The organism is Achromobacter sp. HZ34 (assembly GCF_002209485.1).
Classification (GTDB): Bacteria; Pseudomonadota; Gammaproteobacteria; order Burkholderiales; family Burkholderiaceae_B; genus Bordetella_C.
The window spans coordinates 308,886-325,709 of record NZ_NJIX01000007.1 but is presented as its reverse complement, the minus strand read 5'-3'; the positions used below and the strand labels follow the sequence as shown (position 1 = coordinate 325,709).

At 66.4% G+C, this 16,824-nt stretch carries 15 protein-coding genes; 9 read left to right on the top strand and 6 right to left on the bottom strand.

Annotation, left to right across the window (positions count from 1 at the left end; translation table 11 throughout):
* Positions 1-51: 51 nt before the first annotated feature.
* Positions 52-819, bottom strand: coding sequence for a crotonase/enoyl-CoA hydratase family protein (locus CEY05_RS25815; RefSeq protein WP_088600144.1), 768 nt, complete (start codon positions 817-819; stop codon positions 52-54).
* 201 nt (positions 820-1,020) lie between these two features.
* Here CEY05_RS25815 and glyQ point away from each other — a divergent pair, with 201 nt between their 5' ends.
* From glyQ to CEY05_RS25775, 8 genes are all read left to right on the top strand, one after another.
* Complete coding sequence (gene glyQ / locus CEY05_RS25810) at positions 1,021-1,932, top strand: glycine--tRNA ligase subunit alpha (RefSeq protein WP_198952907.1); 912 nt, start codon at positions 1,021-1,023, stop codon at positions 1,930-1,932.
* A 26-nt stretch (positions 1,933-1,958) separates the two neighbouring features.
* Entirely contained in the window at positions 1,959-4,109 is a 2,151-nt protein-coding gene (gene glyS / locus CEY05_RS25805; protein WP_088600179.1) for a glycine--tRNA ligase subunit beta, read from the top strand.
* Entirely contained in the window at positions 4,106-4,645 is a 540-nt protein-coding gene (gene gmhB / locus CEY05_RS25800; protein ID WP_088600142.1) for a D-glycero-beta-D-manno-heptose 1,7-bisphosphate 7-phosphatase, read from the top strand. The genes glyS and gmhB overlap by 4 nt, the downstream gene beginning before the upstream one ends.
* A gap of 3 nt (positions 4,646-4,648) precedes the next feature.
* Positions 4,649-5,377 carry a 1-acyl-sn-glycerol-3-phosphate acyltransferase gene (locus tag CEY05_RS25795; RefSeq protein WP_088600141.1) on the top strand — a complete coding sequence of 243 codons (729 nt, stop codon included), beginning with the start codon at positions 4,649-4,651 and terminating at the stop codon, positions 5,375-5,377.
* Positions 5,364-6,404 carry a M48 family metallopeptidase gene (locus tag CEY05_RS25790; protein ID WP_088600140.1) on the top strand — a complete coding sequence of 347 codons (1,041 nt, stop codon included), beginning with the start codon at positions 5,364-5,366 and terminating at the stop codon, positions 6,402-6,404. Before CEY05_RS25795 ends, CEY05_RS25790 begins: the two co-directional genes overlap by 14 nt.
* Positions 6,405-6,486: 82 nt before the next feature.
* Positions 6,487-6,882: a lactoylglutathione lyase gene (gloA, locus tag CEY05_RS25785; protein ID WP_088600139.1), complete on the top strand. Its 396-nt coding sequence runs from the start codon at positions 6,487-6,489 to the stop codon at positions 6,880-6,882.
* 1 nt (position 6,883) lies between these two features.
* Positions 6,884-7,417, top strand: a complete 534-nt coding sequence (def, locus tag CEY05_RS25780; protein WP_088600138.1) for a peptide deformylase — start codon at positions 6,884-6,886, stop codon at positions 7,415-7,417.
* Positions 7,418-7,446: 29 nt separating this feature from the next.
* A complete protein-coding gene (locus CEY05_RS25775; protein WP_088600137.1) occupies positions 7,447-8,673 on the top strand; it encodes a nucleoside recognition domain-containing protein in 1,227 nt (408 codons plus the stop codon).
* 16 nt (positions 8,674-8,689) lie between these two features.
* Here CEY05_RS25775 and pyk read toward each other — a convergent pair whose 3' ends face one another.
* Complete coding sequence (gene pyk / locus CEY05_RS25770) at positions 8,690-10,132, bottom strand: pyruvate kinase (protein ID WP_088600136.1); 1,443 nt, start codon at positions 10,130-10,132, stop codon at positions 8,690-8,692.
* Positions 10,133-10,257: 125 nt separating this feature from the next.
* Here pyk and CEY05_RS25765 point away from each other — a divergent pair, with 125 nt between their 5' ends.
* A complete protein-coding gene (locus tag CEY05_RS25765; protein WP_233161707.1) occupies positions 10,258-11,565 on the top strand; it encodes a glycerate kinase in 1,308 nt (435 codons plus the stop codon).
* A gap of 17 nt (positions 11,566-11,582) precedes the next feature.
* Here the strand turns inward: CEY05_RS25765 and CEY05_RS25760 are convergent, their stop codons facing one another.
* Genes CEY05_RS25760 through CEY05_RS25745 form a run of 4 tightly spaced genes read right to left on the bottom strand, consistent with a single transcriptional unit; the run spans position 11,583 to position 16,738 of the window.
* Positions 11,583-11,828, bottom strand: coding sequence for a hypothetical protein (locus CEY05_RS25760; protein WP_088600135.1), 246 nt, complete (start codon positions 11,826-11,828; stop codon positions 11,583-11,585).
* A complete protein-coding gene (gene rsmA / locus CEY05_RS25755; protein WP_088600134.1) occupies positions 11,825-12,643 on the bottom strand; it encodes a 16S rRNA (adenine(1518)-N(6)/adenine(1519)-N(6))-dimethyltransferase RsmA in 819 nt (272 codons plus the stop codon). Before rsmA ends, CEY05_RS25760 begins: the two co-directional genes overlap by 4 nt.
* A 19-nt stretch (positions 12,644-12,662) precedes the next feature.
* Positions 12,663-14,237 (bottom strand): peptidylprolyl isomerase, encoded by a 1,575-nt coding sequence (locus CEY05_RS25750; RefSeq protein WP_088600133.1) that lies wholly within the window; start codon positions 14,235-14,237, stop codon positions 12,663-12,665.
* Positions 14,234-16,738, bottom strand: coding sequence for an LPS-assembly protein LptD (locus CEY05_RS25745; RefSeq protein ID WP_369825990.1), 2,505 nt, complete (start codon positions 16,736-16,738; stop codon positions 14,234-14,236). The genes CEY05_RS25750 and CEY05_RS25745 overlap by 4 nt, the downstream gene beginning before the upstream one ends.
* Positions 16,739-16,824: the final 86 nt, after the last annotated feature.

Below are 16,824 nucleotides of genomic sequence, written 5' to 3'. Positions count from 1 at the left end.
GCGGGCCGGGGCCACCTGATACGCCGGGAATCCCCTGCGGCTATCCGCGGATTACTTGCCCGTCCAGACGGGCTTGCGCTTCTCTGCAAAGGCGGTGGCGCCTTCTTTGGCGTCGGCGGACGTGAAAATGTGCGCGATCAACGGCCGTTGGCGGTCGAACATGCCTTCCTGCTCCCAATCGCCCGACTGCGCCACGATGCTCTTGGCGGTCTGCACGGCCAGCGGGCCGTTCTCGACGATGGCCCGCGCCAGCGTCAACGCGCCCTCCAAAGCCTGTCCCGGCTCGGTCAGGCGATTCACCAGCCCGTACGCATGGGCACGCTCGGCCGTCAGCATGTCGCCGGTCAGCACGATCTCCATGGCAATGTGATACGGCAGGCGGCGCGGCAGGCGCACCATGCCGCCAGACCCCGCCACCAGCCCGCGCTTGACTTCCGGCAGGCCGAAATTGGCGTTGCGCGCCGCCACGATGAGATCGCAAGCCAGCGCCATTTCACAACCGCCGGCCAGCGCATAGCCTTCCACGGCGGCGATCAGGGGCTTCTTGGGAGGTGCTTCATTCAACCCGGCGAATCCCCGCCCGGGAATCAGCGGACGCTCGCCGCTCTGGGCGAAGGCCTTCAGGTCCATGCCCGAGGAAAAGGTATTGCCGGCCCCGGTCAGGATGCCGATGCGCACGTCCGCCCGGTTGTCCAGCTCATCCAGGGCGGCGGCCATCTCCTTGGCGGCGGCCAGGTTGATGGCGTTACGGGCGTCGGTACGGTTGATGGTGATGATCTGGATGCCGTCGGCGACTTCCACCTTGATCAGGTCGGACATGAGTTAGCTCCTCGTTGTAAGTAATCTGCGGGCGGGCCGCGGCGGGGTCCAGGTCCGCTGCACGGGAGCATGCGCCTCCCCGTCGAGCTACCGGTACACCCTTGGGCCGACCGCCCTGAATTCCGCATAATACGTCCCTCGGCCGCTCCAGTTAAAATGCCGGGTTTGTCATCGACAGCCGGCAGTCAAACGCCCCGCCCTATGCTCACTTTTCAGCAAATCATCCTCAAACTCCAGGAATACTGGGACAAGCAGGGCTGCGCGCTGCTGCAGCCCTACGATATGGAAGTGGGGGCGGGTACGTCGCACACCGCCACTTTCCTGCGCGCCATCGGCCCGGAACCCTGGCGCGCGGCCTATGTGCAGCCTTCGCGCCGCCCGAAGGATGGCCGCTACGGCGAGAACCCCAACCGGCTGCAGCATTACTACCAGTACCAGGTGGTCCTGAAGCCGGCGCCGCCGGAAATCCTCGACCTGTACATCGGTTCGCTGGAAGCGCTGGGCATCGACCCGCGACAGCACGACATCCGCTTCGTCGAGGACGACTGGGAAAACCCCACGTTGGGCGCCTGGGGCCTGGGCTGGGAAGTCTGGCTCAACGGCATGGAAGTGACCCAGTTCACCTACTTCCAGCAGGTCGGCGGCCTGAATTGCAGCCCCACCACGGGCGAGATCACCTATGGCCTGGAACGCCTGGCCATGTATCTGCAGGACGTGCAAAGCGTGTACGACCTGGTCTGGACCGAAGGGCACAACGGCCGCCCCGTGTACTACCGCGACGTGTTCCACCAGAACGAAGTGGAACAGTCCACCTATAACTTCGAGTACTCCTCGGCCGACATGCTGTTCGCGCACTTCAACGACTACGAGTCCGAAGCCAAGCGCCTGATGGAAGTGCCGCTGGCCCTGCCGGCCTACGAGGCGGTGCTCAAGGCCGCCCACACGTTCAACATGCTGGATGCGCGCGGCGCCATCAGCGTGACCGAACGCGCCGCCTATATCGGCCGCATCCGCAACCTGTCGCGTGCCATCGCCCAGGCCTATTACGAATCGCGTGAACGGCTGGGCTTTCCCATGCTGGGAACGGCTCCGAAGACGGAGGCCGTGGAATAACGATGACGCAGCAATCGACGCCAACCATGAATGCCTCTCCCCGCCCCCTGCTGGTCGAACTGCTGACCGAGGAACTGCCGCCCAAGGCCTTGCGCAAGCTGGGCGAGTCCTTCGCCGAAAGCGTGCGCGCCACGCTGGCCGCGCGCGGCCTGCTGGCGCCCGCCTGCACCGTGGCGCCTTACGCCACCCCGCGCCGCCTGGCCGTGCGCCTGTCGGCCGTGCTGGCGCAAGCCCCCGACCAGGAATACAGCGAAAAACTGATGCCGGTGAAGATCGGCCTGGACGCCGACGGCAAAGCCACGCCCGCGTTGCTGAAGAAGCTGGCCGCCAAGGGCCTTGAACACATCGATCCCGCCACGCTGGCACGTGAATCCGACGGCAAGCAGGACGTGCTGGTGGCGCGCGGCAAAGCGCCCGGCGCGGCCCTGGCCGCCGGCCTGCAGGACGCCATCGATGCCGGCATCGCCGGTCTGCCCATCCCCAAGGTGATGAGCTATCAACTGGCCGATGGCCAGACCACGGTGAAGTTCGTGCGCCCTGCACACGGCCTGGTGGCGCTGTTCGGCGCCGACATCGTGCCGGTGGCCGCGTTGGGCCTGATCGCCGGCCGCAAGACCCTGGGCCACCGCTTCATGAGCAAGGGCGAGATCGCCATCGCCGACGCCGACAGCTACGTCACGCAACTGTTCGAGCAAGGCAAGGTCATCGCCGCCTTCGACACCCGCCGTGCCGAAATCCAGCGTCAGCTCGACGCGCACGCCGGCCAGCTGGGCGCCACGCTGGGCGACGATCCCGAAGTCACCGCCCTGCTGGACGAAGTGACCGCCCTGGTCGAGCATCCCACGGTCTACGTGGGCGAGTTCGAAGCGCAATTCCTGGATGTGCCGCAGGAATGCCTGATCCTGACCATGCGGCTGAATCAGAAGTACTTCCCGCTGTTCTCGCCCGCGACCGGCAAGCTGACGCATCGCTTCCTGATCGTCAGCAATATGCAGGTGGCCGATCCGGTCAACATCGTCGAAGGCAACCAGCGCGTGGTGCGTCCGCGCCTGGCCGATGCGCAATTCTTCTTCGTCACCGACCGCAAGACGCCGCTGGCCGAACGGGTCGAGCAACTGGGCAGCATCGTTTATCACAACAAGCTGGGCACGCAGCTGCAGCGCGTCGAGCGCGTGCGCGCCATCGCCCGCGGCATCGCCGCCGCGCTGGGGGTGGACCCGCGCAATGCCGACCGCGCCGCCCTGCTGGCCAAGGCCGACCTGGGCACCAATATGGTCGGCGAATTCCCCGAGCTGCAAGGCATCATGGGCGCCTACTACGCCCAGGCCGACGGCGAACCGGAGGACGTGGTGGCGGCCCTGCGCGGGCAGTACCGCAACCGCATGGACACGCCCGTCGATGCCGCCAGCCTGACCGCCGCCATCCTGTTCATCGCCGAGCGCGCCGAAACGTTGGTGGGCATCTGGGGCATCGGCCTGGCCCCCACCGGTGAGCGCGATCCCTATGGCTTGCGCCGTGCCGCCCTGGGCGTGATCAGCGCCTTCGAGCAACTGGCCGCGGGCGGCCTGCTGAAGATCAGCCAGAACGGTCCCCTGACCCTGGACGGCGTGCTGGACCTGGCCGCCGCCACCTTCGACGCCGGCCAGATCGCGCCGGCCGACCTGGAGAAGGCGGTTGCCGAGGTGCGGACCTTCATCTTCGAACGCTATCGCAACCAGTTGGTCGCCGATTTCGATCGCACCGCCGTGGATGCCGTGATTGCCCTGGCGCCGCCCCTGCACCAGGTGTCGGCGCGCGTGCGGGCGGTCACCGATTTCAGCGCCCTGCCCGAAGCCGCCAGCCTGGCCGCCGCCAACAAGCGCGTCGGCAACCTGCTGAAGAAGGCCGAGGACGGCATCGCCACGCTCGACGCGGCCCGCCTGTCCGAACCCGCCGAGCAGGCGCTGGCCCAGGCCATCGCCGACCTCAGCCCGCGTGCCCAGGCGCAGTTCGACGCCGGCGATTTCGCCGCCAGCCTGAGCACCCTGGCACAGGCTCGCGCCCCGGTGGATGCCTTCTTTGCCGATGTCATGGTCATGGCCGACGACCCGGCCGTGCGCGCCAACCGGCTGGCCCTGCTGGGCCAGTTACATGGCCTGATGAACAAAGTGGCGGACATTTCCAGGCTGGCCCAGTGAAACTGATCATTCTCGACCGTGACGGCGTCATCAACCAGGACAGTGACGCCTTCGTCAAATCGCCCGGCGAGTGGATCGCCCTGCCCGGTTCGCTACAGGCCATCGCGCGCCTGCGCCAGGCGGACTGGACCGTGGTGGTGGCATCCAACCAGTCCGGCCTGGGGCGCGGCCTGTTCGACATGGCCACGCTGAATGCCATCCACGCCAAGATGCGGCGCGAGGTGACGGTGGCGGGCGGCGCCATCGACGCCATCTTCCTCTGTCCGCATCTGCCGGAAGACGGCTGCGACTGCCGCAAGCCGCTGCCCGGCATGTACCGGCAGATCGCCGACCGTTACGACATCGACCTGGCCGGCGTGCCGGCCGTGGGCGACTCCTTGCGCGACCTGCAGGCCTGCTCGGCGATGGGCTGCGCGCCCTGGCTGGTGAAGACCGGCAACGGCATCAAGACCATGGCCAAGGGCACGCTGCCGGAAGGCACGCGCGTGGCCGACGACCTGGCCGCCGTGGCCAACATCCTGCTTGGGGAGGCTTGACCCTTGGCCTTCCTGCGTTCTCTGGTTTATCTGCTGTTCCTGTCCGTCACCGTCATCCCTTACGCCCTGGCCTGCATCCTGTGGGCGCCGCTGCCGCAGCACTGGCGCTACCGCCTGACGGTGGGCTGGCCCGGCCTGGCCGTCTGGGGCGCGCGCGTCATCTGCGGCATCCGCTGGCGCGTGCAAGGGTGGGAGAACCTGCCTGACGGGCCGGCCATTCTGCTGTCCAAGCACCAGTCGGCATGGGAAACCCTGTTTTTCCCTTCCCATATGCCGCGCGAGGTCTGCTTCGTCTACAAGCGTTCCCTGCATTGGGTGCCCTGCTTCGGCTGGGGCCTGGCGCTGCTGCGCATGATCGCCATCGACCGCAGCAAAGGGCGCGACGCCTTCGAACAGGTGGTGCGCCAGGGCAAGCTGCGGCTGGAAGAAGGCCGCTGGCCCCTGCTGTTTCCCGAAGGCACGCGCGTCGCGCCGGGCAAGACGGCGCGCTTCAAGATGGGCGGCGCGTTGCTGGCGTCGCGCACGGGCGCGCCGGTGATTCCCATCGCGCACAATGCCGGCGAATGCTGGCGGCGCAATGCCTTCATCAAGCGGCCGGGCCTGATCACGGTCAGCATCGGTCCCGCGATAGAATCGCAAGGCAAGACCCCTGAAGAATTGAACCGCGAGGTTCAGGCCTGGATCGAAGGCGAGATGCATCGCCTCAACCCTGAAAGGTATGGCGCGGAATAATCAGCTCGAATTGTTGTTCAACGCGCCGGCACCCGCTGCCGGCGACGTGGGCGAGCGCTCGCCGCTCGAAGCGCATACCGATGCCGGGGGTCTGGCTGGTGCCGATGCAGGCGCCAGGCCCGCCGCACCGGCGCCCGCATTGCTTGAGCCCGGTACCGGCCCGGCCGCCTCGTCACCCGGCACGCCTGCGCCCAGGAACGGCGGCCCGGGACCAGGCTTTTCCCTGGCGCCGTCCAGCCCCCTGCTGCAAGTTCCCACGCCTTGTCCCCCCACCCTGCCTGACGGTGCGCGCTGGCGCGTGGTGCAGGCGCCGCAACAAGCCATCGGCTTCGTCCTGCAGCGTTCGCGCCGCCGCAGCATCGGTTTCGTCGTCACGGATGACGGGCTGCGGGTGACCGCGCCCAATTGGGTGACCTTGAAGCAGATCGACGAGGCGGTGCTGGAGAAATCCCGCTGGATCCTGACGAAGCTGCTGGCCTGGCACGACCGCAAGGAACAGATGGCCTTGTCGCAGACGCGCTGGCAGCCCGGGGGCGCCCTGCCCTATCTGGGCAAGCGTATCGTCATCAGCCTGGGCTCGCACGACCGCCATGCCGCGCTGGCCGGCGACGCCGACGCCCCGCTCGATGGCGACCTGCTGCGCCTGGCCTTGCCCGCCGATGCCGACGGACCGCGCGTGCGCGACGCCGCGCAGGCGTGGCTGCAACAGCGCGCGGGCGTCTGGTTCGGCGCACGCCTGGGACATTTCCTGCAGGTCAGCGGCCTGAAGATCAAGCGCTGGCGCCTGTCCTCGGCGGCCACCCGCTGGGGCTCCTGCACCAGCGATGGCCACATCATGCTGAACTGGCGCCTGATCCATTTCGCGCCCGCCATCATCGATTACGTCATTGCCCACGAGCTTGCGCATCTGCGCGAGATGAACCACAGCAGCAACTTCTGGGCGGAAGTCGGCCACATCCTGCCGGAATATGAACAGGCCCGCGACATCCTGCGCCGCCACGATCCGGCATCGCTGCCGACCTTCTGACCCGCTCGCCGTCGCCCGCGCCGGCCCGTGGGTTTATCATCTGCTGGTCCTACAATACCGCTTTGCACAAGGAGCATCCCCCATGCGTATCCTCCATACCATGCTGCGCGTCGGCAATCTGGACAAATCGATCGAGTTCTACACCAAGGTCCTGGGCATGCGCCTGCTGCGCAAGAAAGACTACCCGGACGGCAAGTTCACGCTGGCCTTCGTCGGCTACCAGGATGAGGCCGAAGGCGCCGTGCTGGAACTGACGCACAACTGGGACACCCCCAGCTACGACATCGGCAACGGCTACGGCCACATTGCCCTGGAAGTTGCCGACGCCTATGAAACCTGTGACAAAGTGCGCGAACTGGGCGGCAAGGTGACGCGCGAAGCCGGCCCCATGAAGCACGGCACCACCGTCATCGCCTTCGTCGAAGATCCCGACGGCTACAAGATCGAATTCATCCAGCGCAGCGGCCGCGCCGATTGACATGATCCATCAGATCCTCAAGATGGGTGACCCGCGCCTGCTGCGCGTGGCCGAGCCGGTGCAGGCCTTCGACACCCCTGAACTGCACGCCTTGATCGAAGACATGTTCGAGACCATGGCGGCGGCGGGCGGTGTCGGCCTGGCCGCACCGCAGATCGGCATCGACCTGCAGCTGGTGATCTTCGGTTTCGACAGCAGCGAGCGTTATCCGGATGCGCCGGCGGTGCCCCGCACCATCCTGTGCAATCCCGTCATCACGCCGCTGGGCGACGAGATGGAGGAAGGCTGGGAGGGCTGCCTGTCCGTGCCGGGCTTGCGTGGCCTGGTGCCGCGTTATCGCCACATCCGCTATACCGGTTTCGACCCGGCCGGCACGCCCATCGAACGCGAGGCCGAAGGTTTCCATGCGCGTGTCGTGCAGCACGAGTGCGATCACCTGATCGGCCGGCTGTATCCGACCCGCATGGCGGACCTGACCAAGCTGGGCTATACGGAAGTCCTGTTCCCGCATCTCGATCCCAACAGCGACGACTGAATGGCCACGACCGCCCCGAGTCCGCACGCATGCTGAACCGGCTGTGGCTGGCATTCTTCGTCGCGGGCGCGGGCGCGGCCCTGGTGCGCTGGGCAGGCGGCGAACCGCAAGTGTTCGCCGCCATGATCGCCGCGCTGTTCGACATGGCGCGCCTGTCGGTGGAAATCATGGTGCTGCTGTTCGGTACCTTGACGCTGTGGCTGGGCTTTCTGCGCATCGCCGAACAGGCCGGCCTGGTGACCAGCCTGGCGCGCCTGCTGGGCCCCCTGTTCGCACGCCTGATGCCGGAGGTCCCGCGCGGCCACCCCGCCATCGGCCTGATCACCCTGAATTTCGCTGCCAACGGCCTGGGCCTGGACAATGCCGCCACGCCCATCGGCCTGCGCGCGATGCGTGAATTGCAATCGCTCAATCCCACGCCCGAACGCGCCAGCAATGCCCAGATCCTGTTCCTGGTGCTGAATGCCTCGTCACTGACGCTGCTGCCGGTGACGATCTTCATGTTCCGCGCCCAGCAAGGCGCCAGCGACCCCACCCTGGTATTCCTGCCGATTTTGCTGGCGACCTGCGCGTCCACCCTGGCCGGCCTGCTGGCCGTGGCGGCGTGCCAGCGCCTGCGCCTGCACGACCCCGTGGTGCTGGCCTGGCTGGGCGGCGCTGCGCTGCTGCTGGGCGGTTTCTGCGCCCTCCTGGCAGGTCTTTCCGCCAGCGCCATCAACGCGCTGTCCTCGCTGCTGGGCAACCTGACACTGTTCGGCATCATCATGGCCTTCCTGCTGGTCGGCGCATGGAGAAAAGTTCCGCTCTACGACAGCTTCGTCGAAGGCGCGCGCCAGGGCTTCGACATCGCCCGCGACCTGCTGCCCTATCTGGTGGCCATGCTGTGCGCGGTAGGCGTGCTGCGCGCGTCCGGGGCTCTGGAGTTCGCCCTGGATGGCATTCGCTGGCTAACCCATGCGGGCGGCCTGGACACGCGCTTCGTCGACGCCTTGCCTACGGCCCTGGTCAAGCCCTTTTCCGGCAGCGCCGCGCGCGCCATGATGCTGGACACCATGTCGCACTTCGGCGTGGACAGCTTTCCCGCCCTGCTGGCCGCGACCATGCAGGGCAGTACCGAAACTACCTTCTACGTTCTGGCGGTGTACTTCGGCGCCGTCGGCATCCGCCGCGCGCGCCACGCCGTGGGCTGCGCGCTGCTGGCCGATCTGGCCGGGGTGCTGGCCTCGATCGGCGTGTGCTACTGGTTCTTTGGCTGAGGCCTTGCTGCTTCGCCTACTGCACCTGCAACAGCTTCATCCCGTTGGTGCCGCCGCTGTCGCGGTAGAAATCGCCCTTGGTCAGGACGACCCAATCGCCGGCCTCGACGCGGCCACGGCGCTTCAGCTCGCCGATGGCGGCATCGCTGAGGTCGGCGGGATCGTAGGCGGACGGATCGAAGGGAACGGTCGACACGCCACGGAACATCGCCACGCGGTTCTGCGTGAACCCATGCGGGCTGTAGCAATAGATGGGCACGCCCGAACGGATGCGCGACATGATCAGCGGCGTATGGCCGCTTTCGGTCAAGGCGATGATGGCCTTGATGCCGGGGAAGTGATTGGCCGCGTACATGGCCGCCAACGCAATGGTCTCGTCGCAGCGGGAGAAGGTCTCGCCCAGGCGGTGATGCGAATGCGTCGAGGTCGGGTGCTTTTCCGCGCCCAGGCACACGCGCGCCATCGCCTCCACCGCTTCCACCGGATAGTCGCCGGACGCGCTTTCCGCCGACAGCATCACCGCATCGGTGTAGTCCAGCACCGCGTTGGCCACATCGGAAACTTCCGCGCGGGTGGGCACGGGGCTGGAGATCATCGACTCCATCATCTGCGTCGCGGTGATGACCACCTTGTTGAGCGTGCGCGCGTGCTGGATGATGCGCTTCTGGATGCCCACCAGCTCCGCATCGCCCACTTCCACGCCCAGGTCGCCGCGTGCCACCATGACACCATCGCTGGCGCGGATCAGCGCATCCAGCGCCTCGTCGTCGGCCACCGCCTCGGCCCGCTCGATCTTGGCGATGATCCAGGCATCGCTGCCCGCGGCGCGCACCAGATCGCGTGCCTCATCGATGTCCGAGCCATAGCGCGGGAACGACACGGCGATATAGTCCAGCTTCAATTCGGCCGCCACCTTGATGTCGGCACGGTCCTTGTCGGTCAGGCTGGGCGCGGACAAGCCGCCGCCACGCCGGTTGATGCCTTTGTTGTTCGACAGCGGGCCGCCCACCATCACCGTGGTGTGCACCGAATCGATGTCGACGCTATCCACCCGCAGCACCACGCGGCCATCGTCCAGCAGCAGCTCATCGCCCGGCCGGCAGTCCTGCACCAGTTCCGGGTAATCGATGCCGACCACGTTCTCATCGCCTTCTTCCGAGGGATGGCTGTTGGACAGCGTGAACGTCGCGCCCACGCGCAGCGTCACCTTGCGGTTCTTGAAGCGCGCGATGCGTATCTTCGGTCCTTGCAGGTCACCCATCAGGGCAACGAAACGCCCCTGCTTTTCCGCGGCCTCGCGCACCAGTTGCGCGCGCTGGCGATGATCGTCCGATTCACCGTGCGAAAAGTTCAGCCGGGCCACATCCATACCGGCACGCACCAGCGCTTCGATGCGTTCGGGACTGGACGTGGCGGGCCCAAGGGTGGCAACGATTTTGGTGCGACGCAGCACTGCCATGGTGGATCCTCGTGTGGTTGGGCAAGCGTCATATGGTACGCCTACATGCCTGCGCGCTCTATGACGGCGCGCGGGTATGATGACGCGGCTGGCACTTCCTCACCCACCGCGCACCGAGACCGCACGTGAAAATCGTCATCGCTCCCGACTCCTTCAAAGAAAGCCTGTCAGCCCCCGACACGGCCGCCGCCATCGCGCGCGGTGTGCGTGCAGCCTGCCCCGACGCCGAGATCGTCTGCGTGCCCATGGCCGACGGCGGCGAAGGCACGGTCGCCGCGGTATTGCAGGCGACCCAGGGGCAGTGGCGCAGCACGCGAGTGATCGATGCCCTGGGCGAGCCGGTCGACGCGGCATGGGGCTGGATCGAAGGTCGTCCGCAGGGCCCGGATGCGTTGCCTGATGCATTAACCGGCGCGTTGCCTGATGCGTTGGCAGGTGTGTTGCCCGTTGCGCTGGCCGATGCATTGGCGGATGCGCTGCCCGGTGGGCTGGCGGCTACTGGCTTGGCAGACACCGCGGCGCATGCTGCGTCAGCTGCCGCGCTGCATACCGCGGTGATTGAAATGGCCGCGGCTGCGGGCCTGGAACAGGTACCGCCGGCACGCCGCGATGCGCTGCGCGCCACCAGCCATGGCGTGGGTGAGTTGCTGCGGGCGGCCCTGGACGCCGGCGCACAACGCATCATCCTGGGGCTGGGCGGGTCGGCTACCAATGACGCCGGCGCCGGCCTGCTGACCGCGCTGGGCGTGCGCATCCTGGCCGCCGACGGCAGCCAGCTGGAGGCAGGCGGTGGCGCGTTGGCGCGGGCCGCCAGCCTGGACGTCAGCGGCCTGGACCCACGGATCGCGCACACCCGCATCGAAGTGGCCTGCGACGTCGACAATCCCCTGTGCGGGCCCAAGGGCGCCTCGGCGGTCTTCGGCCCGCAGAAAGGCGCTAGCCCAGAGCAGGTGGCTGAACTGGATGCTGCGCTGGGGGTGTTCGCCGACCTGTGCGCGCGCACCCTGGGCCGCGACGAACGCGATGCCCCGGGCGCCGGTGCGGCGGGCGGGCTGGGGTTTGCCGCGCATGCGTTCCTGGGCGCGCGCTTCCGGCCGGGCGTGGAGCTGGTGGCGGAATTGGGGGGATTGGCCGACGCCATGCACGGCGCCGACCTGGCCTTCACCGGTGAAGGACGGATGGACGAGCAGACCTTGCACGGCAAGACACCGGCCGGCGTGGCCCGCATCGGCAAGGCGGCCGGCGTACCGGTGGTGGCCCTGGCCGGATCGCTGGGTGCCGGCTATGAACGTCTGCACGAAGTCGGCATCGTCGCCGCCTTCAGCCTGGCGCCGGGGCCGATCACGCTGGAGCAGGCCTGCACGCGCGCGGCCGAATTGCTGGCGGACCGGGCCCGCGATGCGACGCGCCTGTTCCTGGCGGGACGGCGTTAAGCGTCAAGCATCAAGCGTCAAGGCGACGCCCGGGGCTCAACCACCAGCGTAAAAAAAAGGAATTTCTTTAGAAATTCCTTTTTCAATTTTTCGGAGATATCAAACCGAAGCAGTACATGGCGGAACGGCTGGCGCAGCGGCGCGAAACGTTGAAGCGACGCGCTGTGCTTGACCTCCGAATAGGAAAAAAAGGGGAATTCCTTCAGGAATTCCCCTTTTAATTTTTCCCAGGTATCCAGCCAGAAATCCCCGAGGGTAGTCAAGCATCCAGCTCGGCGCTATGGGGCCGTGACGGGCCCACCAGACCGGCGGCCTGCAAGGTGTCGGCCAAGGCGATGAAACGCTCGACCGGCACTTCTTCGGCACGCGCCGTCGGCGCGATACCCAGTTCGTCCCAAGGAATCACGGCAGCCCAGTCGCCCAAGGCGCGGCGCAGCATCTTGCGACGTTGCGCGAAGGCCTTGGCCACTACCTGCTCCAGCGCCGCTTCGCTGCGCGGCCGCGGGCGCTCGGCCGGCAGGGGCACCATGCGCACCACCGCCGACACCACGCGCGGCGGTGGGTCGAATGCCTCGGGCGGCACGTCGAACAGCTTGTCCATGCGATAACGCGATTGCAGCATCACCGAAAGACGGCCGTAATCGGCCGACGACGGCGTCGCCACCATCCGATCGATGACTTCGCGCTGCAGCATGAAGTGCTGGTCGCGCACGTGGTCCGCCGCCGCCATCAGATGGAACAGCAAGGGACTGGAAATGTTGTAGGGCAGGTTGCCCACCACCCGCAACCCCGTGCCGAAGCCGGCGAAATCGACCGTCAGCGCATCCGCCTCGACCACGTCCAGGCGCTCCGCCGGATACTTGTTGCGCAGACGCTGCGCCAGGTCGCGGTCGATTTCCACCACCGTCAAACGCGCCGCCTGTTGCAGCAAGGGCGCGGTCAGCGCGGACAGGCCAGGGCCGATCTCCACCAACTTGTCCTCGCGCGCGGGCGCAATGGCCCGCACGATCGCATCCACCACACTTTCATCGACCAGGAAGTGCTGGCCGAACCGTTTCCGAGCCTGATGACGCGTCATGAAACGCTCCCTCGCCCGCTCAACGGTTAGCCTTGTCGCGCTGCTCCTGCTTTTCCAGGCGATTGTCGATATAGGCCTGGTCATGCAGTTGATCCAGCCAGTCCTCAAACGCGGGTTCGGAACGGCGCTCGAACAGGGTGCGGCGCGCCTGCATGCGCTGCATCTCATCGGCCACGTCTTTCTCGCGGCGCTCCAGCACCTGGATCAGGTGCCAGCCGAAAGGCGACTGGATGGGTTCGCTGATTTCGTTGATCTTCAGGGTGTTCATCGCCGCCTCGAACGGCGGCACGGTTTCGCCCGGGCTCAACCAGCCCAGGTCGCCGCCCTGCGGCGCGGTAGCGTCCTGCGAGTTCTGCCGGGCCAGGGTGGCGAAGTCCTCGCCGCCCGAGACGATGCGCTGGCGCAGCAGCTCCAGGCGCTGACGCGCCTGCGCGTCATTGACCACCGCCGACGTCTTGATCAGGATGTGGCGCGCGTGCGTCTGCGTCACCTGCATCGGGCCTTGCGGCGCCCCGCCTCCCGGCGGCTGCTGCGGCATGGCTTGCGGCGCGGGTGCCGGTGCGGGCGCACCGCCGCTGGCGCGATCCAGCACCTTCAGGATATGGAAACCGTTGCCGCTCTGGATGATGCCGGACACCTGGCCCTTGGGCAGGTTGGCCACGGCACGCACGAACAGGTCGGGCCAGCCATCGAGCGGGCGTACGCCCATGGCACCGCCTTGCAGGGCCTCGGGGCCATCGGACGAGGCCGCCGCCACGCTGGCGAAATCGCTGCCACCCTTGACGCGGGCCAGCAGGTCCTCGGCCTTCTTGCGCAGCACGGCTACCTGCTCGGTGTTCGAACCATCCGGCACGCGCACCAGGATCTGCGCCAGGGCGATGCGGTCGGACTGCACGGCGGCAGCCTGCTGCTCAGGCGCCTCGGCCTGCTGCATGGGCGCACTGGCCGGGGCGCCGCCACGGCGACGCTGCTGCTCCTTCAGATACGCATCGACTTCCGCGTCGGAGATGATGATGTTCGCGTCCACCGTGCGGGCACGCAGGCGATCGGACAGCACTTCGTCGGCGATGTTGCGCCGATACGTTTCCCAGCTGATACCGCTCTTTTCGACTTCCTTGCGCAGCTGATCCATGGAAATCTTGTTGCGCGCGGCCACCGTATTGATGGCCTGATCGACCGTGGACTGGTCGACCTTGATGTTCATGCGCGCGGCTTCCTGGCGCTGCAGGCGCTGCATGATCAGGCGTTGAAGAACCTGGCGCTGCAGCACGTCCTGCGGCGGCAGCTGGATCTTCTGGCGGGTCAGGTCGCCCATGGCGGCCTGGGTCGCGTCGCGCACTTCGCGCAGGGTGATCACGTCCTTGTTGACGACCGCGGCGATGCCATCGGCGAATTGCTCGGGCGGCGGTGCCGGGGGAGCGGCTTCCGCCGGCGCGGGGGCCTTGCCACGCGAGGTTGCCGCTGGCTTTGCAGCACCCTTGGCGGGCGTATCAGCGGACCAGGCTGGCAACGGTGTCGCGGCATAAATCGCCACCAGGGCTGCGGACAGGACGCCGCGCCAGGCGGCACGGGGGGCAATCACACTACGCATCATTCGTACCTTTCAAAACTCGTCCCCGGCTGCGCGGGCGGCGTCGTCGGCTCATAGCCGGGGATATTTTTCTTCATCATCTTCAGCGGATCGGTACCCAGGGAGCCCAGGCCCGTCAGTTCAAGCTGGAAGAAGAAAGCGTTATTCACATCTGTTGCAGACACAGCATAGCGCTGGAATACGAAACGTCCCGTCCAGCAGCAATCGCCCTTGTACTCCAGACCAGCGATGGCCTGGGTTACTCGGCGCGTGGCCGGCTCACCCGTCTGCGGGTCAAGCACGCCATCTCCGCCGCGCATCGAATAGTCAACACGCCCCACGCCGGACCAACGACTGGTGAACGGCCACTGGAAGGCCAGGCTGATCTGGTTCTGCCCCGCCGGCAGGTAGTTGGTGAAACCGGTGATGGTCTGCGGATCGCGCTGGTAGCGGTACGACAGTGACACCGAAGTGGCTCGTTGCGGCGACCAGCGTGCGCCGATCAGGCCGCGCTCGAAGCGCGAATCGTAGGGATTCCACTGCGCTTCAACGTTCGTCGACAAGGTATCGGTCAAGGCCGCGCTGGCAGCGCCCAGATAGGCCGAGCGCACGTCGTCGCGGGGCTTTTCACCGGGCAGCGTCACCTTCTGGTCCTCGAAGTAGAACTGCTGTCCGAATGACAGGGACGCGCGTTCGAAACCGGTATTCGCGTCCAGCCAGCGCGTGGTCACGGCCGCGGTCAGCTGATTGGCATTGGCGATGCGATCCCAGCCACCCGAATACAGATTTTCTTCGAAGGCCTGCGAGAAGCTGAAGTCCGCCAGCGACGTATCGTAGACCGGCATCGTCGACTGATCCCGGTACGGTACGCGCAGGTAGAACAGGCGCGGTTCCAGCGTCTGGGTGGCGGCGTTGCCGAACAAGGTGGTGTCGCGCTCGAACGTCATGCCGGAGTCGATCGACATGATGGGCAGGGTACGCGAGGCGCTGTCGGGGTAGTTGTACGCGCCCGCACCGAAACCCAGGTTGTCGTTGGGATGCCAGTTGGTGTTCTGGTACTGCGTGAAGTTCAGCCCCACCTTGGGCGTGATGTACCAGCCTGGCCGCACGATGGGGTACGCAATCGTGGGATACATCTGCAGACGGTCGCCCTCGGGACCGTAGTGCGTGTCCATGAACAGCGGCCGCGAAAACCGGGTGGCCGTGCTGGTGTACTCCAGATCGAAACCGTTGAAGTCATAGCGCTGCCCGTTCACGGAGATTTCGGGCACCTTGTCATAGGGCGCCACGATCTCGTTCGAGTCGGGATCCTGCAGGGTCTGGTACTTATAGACCTGCACATACGTCTGCCAATACTTGTTGTTCCAGCCGACAAGACCTTGCCGCGGCAGATAGGTCTGCGAGGCGTCGTTCAAGCCCAGGGACGCGAAGTCACGGAAGTAATTGCCGTCCGACACACCCGACACGTTCCAGGCGGTGTAGAAGCCATTGCCCAGCGTCTGGAAATGCTTGGTGCTGTACAGATAGCGGTTTTCACCGGTCTGGCTGTCGTTGGACAGATAGGTTCCCATCAGGGAACCGCTATAGGTCGGACCGAGGTAACGGAATTCCGCTCCCAGTTGCTCGCCACGCTTGCTCAGGTAGCGCGGCGTCAAGGTCAGGTCGTAATTGGGCGCCAGGTTGAAGTAATACGGCACTTGCAGGTCGAAGCCGCTGCGGCTGGTCGACCCGTACGTGGGCGTCAGGAAACCGGACTTGCGCTCTTTCTTGACCGGGAAGGTCATGTAAGGCCAGGCCAGGATGGGCGTGTCCTTGAAATACAGCACGCCATTGCGCGCCATGCCTTCGTTTTCGTCGAAGTCCAGGTCGATCGAATTGGCCTTGATGTACCACGCCGGGTTGTCGCAGTTGCAACCCGTGTAGGTGACCTGCTCCAGCCGCATGGTGGAGCGGCTGAAGATATCCGCATGTTCCGCCTGCGCGCGGCCGCCGGAGGCGCCGAGCCAGAAATCGGGCTGGCTCAGGGCGCCCGTATTGGTGTCGACGTTGTAGCTCATGGCCGGGCCGATCGCCAGCGAACCATCGCGCAACAGGCGCGCATGGCCTTCGCTGGTGGCCACACCCTCCATGCGGCGGTACTTGATCGAGTCGCCCTTGATGATGGTGTCCATCCGGCGCACTTCGGCATTGCCCGTCAGCGTGACGTTGGAGTCGGGATCGCCGTTGATCTGGTCGGCCTGCAGGAAACCGGGCAGGTTGTCGCCGTCGACCCGGTGCACCCGCAAGCCGGTGGAATTACGCAGGCCGGAGCCGTCTTTCATCCCGAGCACCTGCACCGAGTTCGACGGGGGCGCGGCGGGGGCGGCCTTGGCCTTGGCTTTGCCATTGCCCTTGGCGGTCTGCTTGGACAGCGTCTTGGACGTTGCCTTGGTCAAGTCGTTGACGGACGAGTCCGCGGGAACTTGCGCCTGGGCGGCCGCGGCCGCGCCAGCAAGGAATAGGATCAACCACCGGACCATGCGCACGTATGAAGAAACCTGAAAAAATTGGGATGACGGTCAGGCACGGAACGACCCTGCGTTCCCTTGCCCACCGTGGGGGCCGGTCATCC